Origin of the sequence: Tamlana flava, from assembly GCF_041287255.1 — a bacterium.
Lineage (GTDB): Bacteria > Bacteroidota > Bacteroidia > Flavobacteriales > Flavobacteriaceae > Tamlana > Tamlana flava.
In genome coordinates this window covers 40,253-53,618 of the sequence record NZ_JBGGTX010000004.1, presented here as the reverse complement: position 1 = coordinate 53,618, position 13,366 = coordinate 40,253, and the positions used below count along the sequence as shown (strand labels likewise).

6 protein-coding genes are annotated in these 13,366 nt (G+C 36.5%); all 6 read right to left on the bottom strand.

Going from position 1 to position 13,366, the window contains the following annotated elements; genetic code table 11:
• Positions 1 to 8: 8 nt before the first annotated feature.
• Positions 9 to 3,308, bottom strand: coding sequence for a SusC/RagA family TonB-linked outer membrane protein (locus ACB104_RS12365; protein ID WP_370479163.1), 3,300 nt, complete (start codon positions 3,306 to 3,308; stop codon positions 9 to 11).
• A gap of 521 nt (positions 3,309 to 3,829) precedes the next feature.
• Positions 3,830 to 4,612 carry a rhamnogalacturonan acetylesterase gene (locus ACB104_RS12360; protein WP_370479161.1) on the bottom strand — a complete coding sequence of 261 codons (783 nt, stop codon included), beginning with the start codon at positions 4,610 to 4,612 and terminating at the stop codon, positions 3,830 to 3,832.
• The gene (gene pelA, locus ACB104_RS12355; RefSeq protein WP_370479159.1) at positions 4,599 to 6,620 is read right to left on the bottom strand and encodes a pectate lyase; all 2,022 of its coding nucleotides are present in this window, start codon (positions 6,618 to 6,620) and stop codon (positions 4,599 to 4,601) included. Before pelA ends, ACB104_RS12360 begins: the two co-directional genes overlap by 14 nt.
• Before the next feature lie 147 nt (positions 6,621 to 6,767).
• Entirely contained in the window at positions 6,768 to 7,550 is a 783-nt protein-coding gene (locus ACB104_RS12350) for a T9SS type A sorting domain-containing protein (protein ID WP_370479157.1), read from the bottom strand.
• 175 nt (positions 7,551 to 7,725) lie between these two features.
• Complete coding sequence (locus ACB104_RS12345; protein ID WP_370479156.1) at positions 7,726 to 8,478, bottom strand: hypothetical protein; 753 nt, start codon at positions 8,476 to 8,478, stop codon at positions 7,726 to 7,728.
• 6 nt (positions 8,479 to 8,484) lie between these two features.
• Positions 8,485 to 13,227, bottom strand: a complete 4,743-nt coding sequence (locus ACB104_RS12340; RefSeq protein WP_370479154.1) for a pectinesterase family protein — start codon at positions 13,225 to 13,227, stop codon at positions 8,485 to 8,487.
• Positions 13,228 to 13,366 lie beyond the last annotated feature (139 nt).

The window sequence follows — 13,366 nt, the reverse complement described above, 5'->3', positions numbered from 1 at the left end:
TTTTTACATTAAAATTCAACATTTACTCCAAATGTAAATGTACGTGGACGTGGATATGCATTTAAATCAAGTCCAGGAGTTGGTAAATTAAATGCATTGAAAGCACCTCCTTGATTACTTTGTTCGTTAACATTTATTTCAGGATCGAATCCATCATAACCAGTAATGGTAAAGGCATTGTAAATAGAACCATAAACACGGAATTTATTAATGCCTACTTTGTCAATCACAGATTGAGGAATGGTATACCCCAAAGTAAATGTATTAAGTCTTAAATAAGAGCCATCCTCAATTCCAAAAGATGACGCTACGCCATTTTCAGGATAAGGCAAAAAGGTCGTTGCGTTGGCATTAAGTGCATCTAGAGCCGCTGGATCTGTAACATGCACCAAATCACCATTTACAATATCGTAAATTTTATAGGCACCTGCAAGTTCTTTGTATCTATTTCTGTACAACCCTTGCTCTTTAGTACCTCTATAGGCATTAACATGAGAGGCGTTATAGATATCATTTCCTACACTGTATACAAAGTCTAAACTAAAATCAAAGTCTTTATAATTTCCCGAAAGGTTAAAACCTCCAGTAAAATCTGGATTAGCATCACCAATTACAGTAATATCTTCGGTATTAATGATACCATCACCATTAAGATCTTTCATTTTTTGTACACCTGGATATTCAGACTGTCCTGCAGGTTTATAAGCTACGGTACCGTAAACGGTTCCTAAAATACCCGCTTCGTAAGAAGGAACACCAGCCTTTGTGGTGTGTGTGTTAGTGTTTGCATCGTAATTAAAATCATCGGTTGTATACCATCCGTCATATTGGTAACCTCTAAATAACCCTACAGGCTTACCTTCTTCAAGGAAATAATCCTCTCTAGGGCTAAAATAAACACCACCAAATCCTGAACTATATTTTCCATCGATACTTTCATCCAATTCATCAACATTACCCTTGTTGATATTGATATTAAAGCTTCCATTCAAATTAAAATCTGCCGATTTTATAATATCTGCACTCATGGACAATTCAATACCTTTGTTACTGGTTTGCCCTATGTTAGAATAAGAATATTGAAAACCTGAAGTTGGAGGCACAGGCTGAATCATGAGCAAGTCCTTAACGGTATTTTTATAAAGTTCAACTGTACCGCTTATTTTACTTCCAAATAACTGAAAATCAATACCAAGGTTTCTTGAAATAGTAGTTTCCCATTTTAAATCAGGGTTAGCAATACTGGTAGTGGCAGGCACATAACCTGGTTGCTGCACCTCCATTAAAGACCATCTAACAGTAGAAGGACGCCAGTTTTGCAGCCATAACTCAGCGCTAATACCATCATTACCTACTGAACCATAAGAAAAACGTACTTTTAAATCATCTATCCAACTTACATCTTTTAAGAAATCCTCATCAGATGCACGCCAAGCAATAGCTCCTGCAGGAAAATATCCCCAACGGTTATTTGGCGCAAACCTAGATGATCCATCCGCACGAAACGTACCTGTTAACAAATACTTCCCTTTATAACCATAATTAAGACGCCCAAAAAGTGACTGAATTCTATTTGGAGTATCCCCAGCAGAAGAAGCTGGTTCTGAAGGTGCTACCGAATATGAAGCCATATTATTCCATGCACGTTCGGCATTAAATGAAATAGGGTATTGAAATCCTTCTACACGAACTCGTTCACCTCCTGAATCAGAAACTTCATAACCGGCCAATGCACTTACTTTATGATCCTCACCTAATCCCTGAACCTCATAGTTCAAAGTGTTTATCCATCTGTAATCCCATCTTTGAATTTGCTCAACTCGAGCATCACCACCTTGACGTGGATTTCCATCACTGTCAAGACGATTTCTTGCGATTGAACCCCACCAGTTTTTATTATTTAACCAACGTGTGGCCAATTGACCCTCGGTTTTTGCAGTCAATCCGGGAATAACTTCCCAGCTTAAAGATCCGTTTCCTACCAAAGAACGTCTTAATCCAACAGATTCCGTGTCATTTAAAACAGAAATTGGACTAAAAACATCTTGAAGTACATTGTTATAATCTCCCAATTGGGTATTACTGGTTACATCGCTATCACCTAAAATGTAGTCTGAGTCAATGGGTCGGAAGTAATAAGCTTCAGAATCTCCATCATTATTACCAGATTTTAATTGGGAAAAACGCGTATTAACAGAAAGTTTCAACTTATCACCCAAATTTTGATCTATTCTAAATTGGGCATTTGTTCTTTCAAAATAAGATCTTACCTTGTTACCCTCTTGATCAAAATAATTGATAGCAAACAAATACTTCGTATCCTCAGTACCTCCTGTAACACTTACATTATGGTTATGGCTGAACGCACTATTATAGAGATCTTTGTTATAATCTCGACTAGGAACAGTTTTATAATAATCTATACCTGCCGAATTGCTACCTTCAAAATCACCGATTGCCCATAATCTCTCCCAAGCCTCACTATAACTAGCACCAATAGCCTCAGCATAGCCCCAGTTATAGGTAATGTATTCGTAACCGTCCATGATTGGCACGTACTCAGGAATCTGACTAAATTGGGTAAACCCATCATAGGTTACCTTTGTTTTGCCAATTGAACCTCCCTTGGTTGTTATTATGATAACACCGTTTGCACCACGTGCTCCATAGATGGCCGTAGCAGCGGCATCTTTCAATACATCGATGCTTTTAATTTGTTCACCAGGAATATCATCAATTCTACTAACGGTAAAACCATCTACAAGCAAAAGTGGTTGATTACTTTGAGTGATGGATCCACCACCCCTAACACGGATTGAAATATCTGCTCCTGGACGCCCATCCTGCGTTACAATACGCACACCAGGCAATTGCCCTTGCATGGCTTGGGCCGCATTGGCAACAGGAATAGCAGCAAGCTTTTCACCTGAAACCGAAGCAATGGCACCGGTAAGATCACGTCTGGTTGAACTACCATAACCAATAACCACGACCTCATCCAACACACCAGCTTCCTCTGACATCTTTACATTTATAGATGTTCTGCCGTTAACACTTATTTCTTGGGTTTTGTACCCTAAATAACTGAATACCAGTACGCCATTTGAGTCTACACTGATAGAATAATTTCCGTCAAAATCAGTAGTGGTTCCTGTTGAGGAGTTTTTCACTATAATGGATACCCCAGGTAGCGGAACACCAGCATCATCTGAAACTGTACCCGAAACATTTGTTTGAGCATAAATTGGCAAGTACAATAGCACTCCCAATAGAAAGAAATAATGTTTTAAATTCTTTTTTGTTTTCATACTTAATAGTTTAGTTTGTCTGTTTTGTAAGTTGTTTTTTAGTTAAATTTAGTTGTTGTTTTTGCATACGCATTAGTTTTAAATTAAAGTTAGTTTCGAAAAAAAAATTTTTATTGAAGTGAAGTATTTTTTATGTTATCATCAAAAACAAAATGAAGTTTCAAGAGCACAAATTTTCAAAGAACCAATTATATTGTTAAAATAAATTGTTTAAAAAATTAACACACTGACAACCAGTTAATTTGAAATTTAAAATCAATTTATTCTGTAATCGATTACAATAATATAAAAATTTCAATCTTTAACAAAATATTATGATATGTTTTATTAAATAGCTAGAAATTTAATGTTTAAGCCTCAATATTTATTGTGGATATTAAAAAAGACCAAATAATTATATTGGATTTTCCCTCAAAAGCGGCATTTCTTGAAAAATCGATAAATTTTTAACTTTCACCATGTGCATATATTAAAAATTTTACTCCATAAAGCGTTAGCAAATGCTTTTGATTCAACCTTTTCTATTCGCTTAAAATATATTTTTTTAAATTTGGCACTTTCTTTTTAAGCTCTTCAACTGCGAGTTTTGCAACTTCATTTGCTCCAAGTTTTGACAAATGGGTATTGTCTGCTTTCCCATTTTCATAATAGGGATGTTCTCCTACTTCAAAGTGCAGGTGTAATTTCTTTGAGCCTTCAACACCGTACAAATTTTCCAAATGTTCCGTAAAATATTGAAGGTCAATAAAGGGTACGTCATATTCTAAGGCAACCCATCTTGTTTCCAAAGGGTATTCTCCATGAGTGTCTATTAAAGTTCCGAATTCGTTAAAATTCCGTCTAACAATTGATGAAAACAATACAGGATTAGCACCTTTTTCTCTTGTTTCATTTACATATTTTATCAAATTATGACGATATGTAACATGTGGATTGGTGTATCTATCAGGCGATTTGTACTTCTGGTCGTTATGTCCAAATTGAATGAACACATAATCATCTTCTTTTAAGGTTTTAAGGATGGAATCCCAGCGGCCTTCACCGATAAAACTTCTGCTGCTTCTACCATTTACTGCCCGGTTATCAACCGTTACACTATCATTGAAAAATTGATGTAGAACTTGCCCCCAACCATGTTCTGGGTTTTCTTCAGGGTTCTTCTTATTGGCCATGGTAGAATCACCAATCATGTATACTGTTATCGAAGGATTTTTTTCTGTTTCGGATTCATTTTTTGAGTCTATTTCTTTGCATGCCATTGACGCAATAATCAATAAGCAAGCAATGGCTTTAAAATTTTGCATACCATTCTATTTTTGAATTGTTATTTGAATCTCCCAATATATTTTTTATTGTATATTTTTTTGCCTCCCGCTTTGTTAATTGATGTGACCAATTAACTCTTTCCGAAGGCTTAAAACCTATTCCTTTACAATTGTATTCTGCGTATAGAGTTAAAGATTCAGCATCCTTTTTAGACCAATTATGCCAACCTTCTGGTCTGATATGCCCTCCCATATCGCAATCAATAAAAACTGTTTTTGCGTATAAGCGCCACGGCCTTCCTAAATACACTTGATTGACATTTTCATCTGCAGTAAGCTTGCAACTTTTAAATACATAGCCAAACATTTGACCTTGAGGCGTTGACGCTGCCGTTATATAAGAATCTGATTTGCTGTGGATTGTACAATTTTCAAAAAGCACGGTGGCTTCTCCAAATATAAAATCTACACCACCTTCAATGTAACAATCTTTAAAATACTGTTTGAAGCCTTCCCCGGCAGTGTATATTGTGTCTTGGTATCCCAAAAATGCACAATTTTCAAAATAACATCGGTTCGCATTAACTGAAAGTACCACAGCCTGTCCAACGGGCCCTGATGTATTTTCTATGGTGAGGTTTTTGGCAATAAAATCGTCGCCTTCAACTAAAAGGGTTGATGTATGAAAAGTACTGTTTCGCCCCAAGCTTATTTTTTTAAAGAAATCATCAAAGGTAATTATGGTGTTTTCTTTACTTTCCCCAAGTAACGAAACATGCGTATTCCAAGAATAAACATGCACTTTCTCATGGTAAACACCTTTCTTAACATTGATGATTACGCGTTGGTAAGGAAAAGCCTTGGAAGCATAGATGGCTTCTTGGATGGTTGTAAAATCGCCGCTTCCATCCTGTGCAACTACCATATTATATTCCTCTTTAGGCTTTTTATTAAAATTAGGCCTGTCGTACTTGGCTTTCCATTCTGGATATTGGTTTAACACCTCGCTAGGGTCATCGGTATACCAAGCATAACCACGTCTTCGCTCCAAACCAATTTCTGCCATGGTTTCTTTTTTTATACCATCTCTATCACAAAAAAACGGTTTATTGTCTTCTAAATTCATAAAACGCGCCCATAATGGTTTCGCATCAAGGTCTTTCACAATCTTTTTATCCACGAATCTGCCTTCCTCATTTACAATGTATTCTTGCCTTATTCCAGTTAATTTTACATCATCAAACCATGCAACTGCACTATTTACTGCATCAATGATTTCTTGTGAGGGGTTTTCAATAGACATTAACAACAGTACAATTCCAGCAGATTCTTTACCACTTAGTGATGGCAACTCATAACTTCTAGCTTTTGACGGTTCAAATGTGTTTTCATCGTGCTGTGCACACCAACTTGTTAACACGCCGTTTTGTTTGTACTGCGTTCTTAAGATACATTCAATGCCTTTGTCAAAAGCTTTTTCAACTTTTGCTAGAATTTCAAGCGAAGGTTTTATTGAGATTCTTTCTGGATTATCTTTTAAATCTTTTAGAAGATTCATAATATTCACCATGGAATCGTCATTGTATGTGATATGGGTATAATAACCTTCCTTTAAAGGAAAAAACTGTGGCCACCCGCCGTTTTCATATTGTGCCTTTAAAACATAGTCTAAACCTAAGAGAAATGCTTTTTTATAGCGTTCATCTGGAACTTGACTGTACATTTTTGATAGGAAACGCATTTCCTGAATGGTGGCGCCATTATCGGTAGTGACATCTTCAGTGCTTTCCTTTAATCCCAACAATTTTTCTTTTTCACTTTCACTAAGAGGTTCCTGCATTTGAATGTTTTTGGGCCAACCACCGATATTCCTTTGATAAAGCAAAACATTTTCCGCTATTCTTTTAGCCTCGTCCGAGGCAAACCAAGGACCTTCATTTTGGTGGATGATGCGCCTCCATGACGTACGATGCACTTGGGCTTGTAATTGAGAGCAACAAAAACTCAACAATAAAACAATTGTAATCAAAAATTTATTAACCTTCATTTTTCTTTATTTTCAATATTCGATTAAAGTCTGACTCATTTCCTAATAAATTTAAAACAACAAGCTTCATTTAAATTATTACATGAAAACAAAAGGACACCTATTTAGGCATCCTTTAAATGTTTTTCTTAAAAAATTATTAGTCTTTTATTTTGTAAGCAATTTAACAGACTTTTGCCCTTCAGCTGTTTTTACCGTAGCAATATATAGCCCAGATTTAAAACTAAAATCTGTATCGTTGCTAGTTTTTAATGATTTTACCAAGGCCCCTGTCATGCTGTAAATATTGATTTCAGTGTCTAATTTAACATCAGAAACATATATTCTATTGCCTACGGCTCTAACATTAGTACTAACATTGGCCGCAAATTTATTTAAACTAAGTGTTGTAGTTCCAACATTAGCACTAACCTCAATTTTATATAAACTGAAATTATTAGAACCAAATATATAAATATTACCAGCGCCACCTGGGTAAGAACTACTAACAATATAAGGGGTACTACTATCTGTAGCAGTTTGCGATGCTAAAACCCCTGAGCCGTCAGTAACATAAAGTGTACGCTCACTTGAACCTCCAGATCGGGCCCAAACAGTGATATCACAAGGTCCAGTAACGGCAAATTTTAAATAACGTACTGTTGGCGTATATTGACCCGAAGTTGGATCTGCTCCGCCGCTTCCGTTTGTTTTTAAGCGATTTGTAGACACAAAACCATCTCCAAAATCAACACTACTTCCATCCACTTGCCCCATATTAGTATTTGAACTGTGTGGGTATAGTGCTAAATTATCAATGATAACAGGGTCTAATCCAATACCATCATTCAATGGCCAAGTGCCTTCATCTGAAAAATTCCAGGTCTTTTGGGCTTGCATTGTTACTGTAAAAAACAGTACAGGCAAAATAATTAAAAGTAATTTTTTCATCATATAAAATAGTTTTAGTTTAAATTCGACCACAATATTGTAATCGATTGCCTAATTTATGTATTTTTTTTTTTATATGAAATTGTTTTAACTATTTATTTTCCCAAAGATACCGACAAAAAAAAACCACTATTTGATATATATCAAATAGTGGTTTTTAAAAAATAATTAGCTATTAATCAGCTACTCTAAAGGTATAAGTAGCACTAATTGACGTATTTACTCCATCACTTGTCTCAATATGCCAGAAATAAATAGTTCCCGACTCGACAGCAACATCAAGACTATTATCAGTGATATCTTTATGACTTTCAGGAACTTCTTGGTTACCATCCACTGTATCAATAAAAACGGTATAAGTAACATCGTCACCATCAGCATCAGAGCTTTCCCATTCGAGGGTAACATTACCTTTTACTGGAGTTATGGTTACCCCAGAGGCTGGGCTTAACAATGTTGCAGGAAAAGGAACGCCATTTGCTTCTCCATCTCCCGACACATAGAATTTCCAAGTTTCGGAAGAAGTGATCACATCGCCCGAATTTTTAGAAGAAACAACCCAAGTATAAGGATATCCTCTTAACAGTTTTACATTTTTTGTAGTTACCTTAAGGTTAAGTCTCTTTGTTTCTTCTCCTGTAGTCATATTAGTTATGATAAGATCATATTTTTCAGTATCAGCGGATGTTTCCCAACTAAAGGACACAGTAGCCATATCGTCCACAACTTCTCCTATTTCGCATTCTTGATTGTTTACAGGCAATCCTAATACAGCTGTTCCTGGAGTTGTATTATAGAAAGGGCCTGCATATTCATCATAAGGACTTGTGTCATTAGTTACTTCATCACTCGAACAAGATATAACAAGTGTACTGGTTACAAAAACCAAAAGCGTTCTGAATTTTAATATATATTTTGTGGTTTTCATAATTGATTATTTTTTAACGATTTTAATTGATTTTCTAACAGTATCTCCATTTAGTTGAAGGTAATACAAACCATCTCCTAAATTTGACAAATCAAGGTCTAAAGTTCTGGTTGAGGATAGATCTTTACTTGAGACCATATACTGCCTACCTTGGATATCAAACACCGAAACCTCAACCCTTGAATCCTTACCGTTAACATAGACCTGAAGGTTACCTGCAGTTGGGTTAGGATAAACTAGCACTTCTTCAGATAAAAATATGCTTTCTGAATACTTACCTTGACAAGCGGAGTCTGTAGAAATCTCCAAATTGTTCTGACCTGAAACCAAATCAATAACAATTGATGATTGGCTTGTTGTTATTACCTGACCATTATGGTTAATGTTATAACTATCAGCACCAGATAATGATATCGTAACTTTATTTCCTGCCCGGCCTACTTTAGACGACACTTCGAAATTAGTTGGCCCCTCGACAGTCACGTTAAAACATTGCTCATAATTATCTCTACCATCAATGGTTATACAAACTTCATAACTTCCAGCACTTAACCCTTCAATAGTAGTAGATGATGAAAAGGCAGATGCCGCTCCTCCGTTCACAGATACGTTAAACGTATAATCTGTATTTTCGGAAGTAATATTAATCCATCCATCATTTTGTCCCTGACAACTCACGGAATGTGCTGTTATGCTGAAGTTGTTATTCGGAAGTTCAAATACTTCACATCCAAAAACATTTACTGTGGCACCTTCTGGAGAATTAGGACAATCATCCTCACTATCAAGAAAACCATCTCCATCACTATCATCACAAGTATCACCAATACCATCATTATCAAAATCCGCCTGATCAGGATTAAAGGTATCATTACAGTTATCATCGGTATCAACCACACCATCATAGTCGGAATCTTCTTCAGCATCAAGTTGCGGAATTGGATCCCAACCGTCATTGCCTTTTGTGAAATTAAAGGTACTTATCTCTGTTCCATCTGTTAGGGTCGGTGATGTCAATACTGTTGACCATCCTGCACGATTAGCCGAGTTATCTTCACCCGATTCTTCCATAGTTCCATATTCATACATTCCTGGGGATTCACCACCTAATGAACTAGTCCACCCAACAGGGTTGATTAAGGATTCCCCTTCACGACCCGGATAAGCTGATTTATCAATGGTTGTATTATAAAATACGACTTCACTTGATACCGCACTCCAAGGACGTCCAAAATAACCGGGCTTGCCCCAATTAGCAGAAGCCGTTTCAACACCTGGAATAGGTGATTTTACATGACATTCGTACATTAAGTAGCCTCTTTGACCAGTACTTTGTTGGGCAGCTGTTATGTAAGCTTCGTCGCTACTTGTATCGCTAGTATTTAATACAAAGTCTGTTTTATAGAATACCGCATTCATGGCACCATAAATATAATCAACGGCTCCCATCATCGCACCTTTATAAACTACAACTCTAGCAGGAGCAGCACCGTAGAAAGAATCTTGACGACCAATAACTCGACAGTTATTTAATATGACTTTATCTGCACTTGAAGCAATTCCTATGGCCGCTGCTTGAGTAACATAACCTGCTCCTCTATCTTGTACTGCTGTATTACCATAATCCTTTGGTCTTTCAGGAACTGCTCCTGGTTCTTTTGCTAAAACGGTATCTTCAGATTCCTTTTGAGAAATGTATTGGTTGAATGAGTTTTCAAGAATAATATCTTCAACAGTAAGCCCTGTTGATTCAACTACAACCGTAGCATTCCAGTAAGAACTACCTCCACCAGTACCTTCTCTATTTGAATACGTGGTATAGCCATTAGCCGTATTAACCGCTAATGCTTCGGCACTCCATTTATTATCTGGTCCTTGGCTAAAGAAATCATACTTTTGAGCATAATAAGAAGTAATTCTTACCGCCCCATCTTCAATATCAACGCCTTTATTCAACAAACCTATACTTGGTATGATTCCCGCATTTTTTAAAGTTACATTAGGGCTGCTTATTACAAGCATTTCTTCATAATTACCTGGGTCAATCATTACAGTTACGCGCTCATTATTAGGGCGATCCATTGTAGCTATTTCGTCTAAAGCTTCATTTATGGTAGGGTAATCTTTATCTGTACCTACCGTAATAACAGGTCTGTAAGGGGTAATTGGTACAACTTTTATTGATAAGAAATATGTATTTCCTCCAATAGCAACATTAACATACCCATCTGTGGCACCTGGATAAACATACTCCCCTATAACATTTACACTTGTACTATTTGAAGTATTTGCAATGGTTGCCCCACCTTCAATAGTATAGTTTGAAGCATAATAATCTTTAAGAATAACTTTATCTCCAACATGCACAGGAATAGCAATGGTAGCTCCAGCACCAGCATTCAAATCACCATTAGAGCCTCTAACATTAACGCTCCCTGTAAAGATAAGACCTTTATAAGCAGTAGCTGGTCTAATATCCCTATCCTGAAATACCCATTCGGTTACTGGGCTAAATGTTAAGTCTTTTGTTGTATCACTTCCTGATACTGTTAAATTTGAAGTTAATGCCATTTCTATTGGATATTCATCCAATCCACCATCATAGATTACTTTATAGACACCATCTCGTAATGCAATATTTGTCACATCTGTAAAGCTATATGAATAACCTTCTTCATTTAAATTTTCGAATGTTAAATTTAGTAAGCTTAATTGCGTGGCATCCAGATCCGGTGCATTAATAGAAACACTATATAAAGGTTTAGGCGTAAAATCTATATCGGCAGTTTGAGTTCCAGAAATAGTTATGGTATTTGCCAAAATCTCATAATCATTAACTCCCTCTGCAGTAATAGTATATTCTACATCAGCCTCAAGATCAACACTGTAAGTTGATGTTCCGGCATCTATGGTGACAATAGGTTTATAAATCTTATTAGATGCGGGATCTGGTGTATAGGTTAAGGCAAGATTGCTTAAATCTGGTAAGCCAGTAATATTACCCGTTACACTATATAGAGTAACCAGTAAAACTTGAATGTCATAATTGGTGGTTTCCTGGTTTACAGTTAAACTAGTTCCATTGGAAATGAGATATCCATTGGCCCCCTCCAAACTAAGTTTGTAAGTGTATTCAATAGGCAAATCTATACTATAAGTCCCGTTGTTTACCACTGCAGAAAATGTTTTGCCCGACTCGTTGGTAAAGTTAATCGCATATCCCGCAGGAATACCGGATGCATTCGATTCATCAACATTACCAGATAAAGTTACATAGGCAGCATCTTTTCGAAGTATTCTATAAACACTCATTTTATCATTTGAAGAAAATAGTCTATATTCTCCGGCAGCCTTTGCTACAAATGTAACCTCAGTTAATTCTGTACCTACAGAGATGACGTCATCTTGAACCGAAGGGTCCGACACATATTGAAACTGTATATTATCAACAGCCGCATCTTGACTTACCATCGCCACTGTCACTTCATCATCTTCACCTAAAGAAGCGAATGTGAAAGACCTACTGTCCGAACGACTATTACTATAAATTCTACCAGTATAATCAGGATTAGAAGTACCAAGATTTTGGTCCCAACGAGTAAGGTTAGTGTTTAATGTCCTTAAACGGTCACTTGTACTACTTGAACTGTTCCAAGTTAAGATACCTTCAGTAAAAGTGGTTGGTGTATTAATACCAGCAGTACCTGGAGCAATACCTGGATACCAGGCATTTATTTTATCTTCAGTGAGCATGTTGTTGTAAAGCACAGGGTCAAATTGTTGTGCCCCAAAGTCCCAAACATCTGTTTTAATAAGTTGCGCGTCAAGATTAGTAACCGTAATGGCCGGCGTATAAGCATTGGAACCATTAAATGTAAAATATAAGGTAGTTGGACCACCAGTATAGGTAAATTCATAAAAACCTGTTTGGTCTTCAGTAGTTTTTACATCCATCGCACCTAATTCACTTCCTCCAGAAGTCGTTCCTCCACTCATGGTTCCAGAACTATATACCGAACCATAAAAACGAACCGTACTTTGAACACCTTCAACGTCTACCTCTAAGATATTGCCCTCTTTAAAAACGATACCATAATTTTGGCTATGATAAAGCGTTGTTTCCAGTGAGGTTCGTAATTTTCCATCCGGACTGGTACCAGAAGAAAGAGGTGAAAATTGACCAGCTTCATCATGTGCAAAAGCTATTTCCCTATCAATACCACCAACCGTTTCACCAAAATAATAGGTTGTATATGGATAAATAACCTCCATTTTTGGCGTATATGCGGCATTACCACTAAACGTAAAATATAAAGTTATTGGTCCGCCTACATAGCTAAACTCATAAAAACCTGTTTGGTCTTCAGTAGTTTTAACATCAAGCATACCCAATTCACTACCACCTGAAGACGTCCCTCCACTCATGGTTCCTGCACTATATACGGAACCGTAAAACCGTACCGTTGAATTCCCCTCGACATCTACTTCTAAAACATTGCCGTCTTGAAAAACGATACCATAATTTTGACTGTGGTATTTCGTTGTTTCCGTGGAGGTTCTTAATTTTCCATCTGGACTTTCACCAGAAGAGAGTGGCGAAAATTGACCTGCTTCAACATGCGCAAAAGCGATTTCTCTTTCAGCACCATCAACCATTTCACCAAAATAATAGGTTGTAATTGTTTGTCCCTGCACTGCCAAACTGGAAAAAAACAGGGGGATTAATAACAATAAGGAAAGTTTTTTCATTTTTAAAGTTAATTTAGTTAATGTTTAGTTGTATACTATTAATCAAATCATTGATTGAAAAATAATGTTATTAAATAGGTCTTAAGAAATTTTGGGCATTTCGATCTTAAGAAACCGATAAAGAACGTAATAAATTAAA

Excerpts from the sequence above, each read along its gene's own strand:
- ACB104_RS12365 (WP_370479163.1), bottom strand. The coding sequence starts at position 3,308 with ATGAAAACAAAAAAGAATTTAAAACATTATTTCTTTCTATTGGGAGTG.
- ACB104_RS12360 (WP_370479161.1), bottom strand. The coding sequence starts at position 4,612 with ATGCAAAATTTTAAAGCCATTGCTTGCTTATTGATTATTGCGTCAATG.
- pelA (WP_370479159.1), bottom strand. The coding sequence starts at position 6,620 with ATGAAGGTTAATAAATTTTTGATTACAATTGTTTTATTGTTGAGTTTT.
- ACB104_RS12350 (WP_370479157.1), bottom strand. The coding sequence starts at position 7,550 with ATGAAAAAATTACTTTTAATTATTTTGCCTGTACTGTTTTTTACAGTA.
- ACB104_RS12345 (WP_370479156.1), bottom strand. The coding sequence starts at position 8,478 with ATGAAAACCACAAAATATATATTAAAATTCAGAACGCTTTTGGTTTTT.
- ACB104_RS12340 (WP_370479154.1), bottom strand. The coding sequence starts at position 13,227 with ATGAAAAAACTTTCCTTATTGTTATTAATCCCCCTGTTTTTTTCCAGT.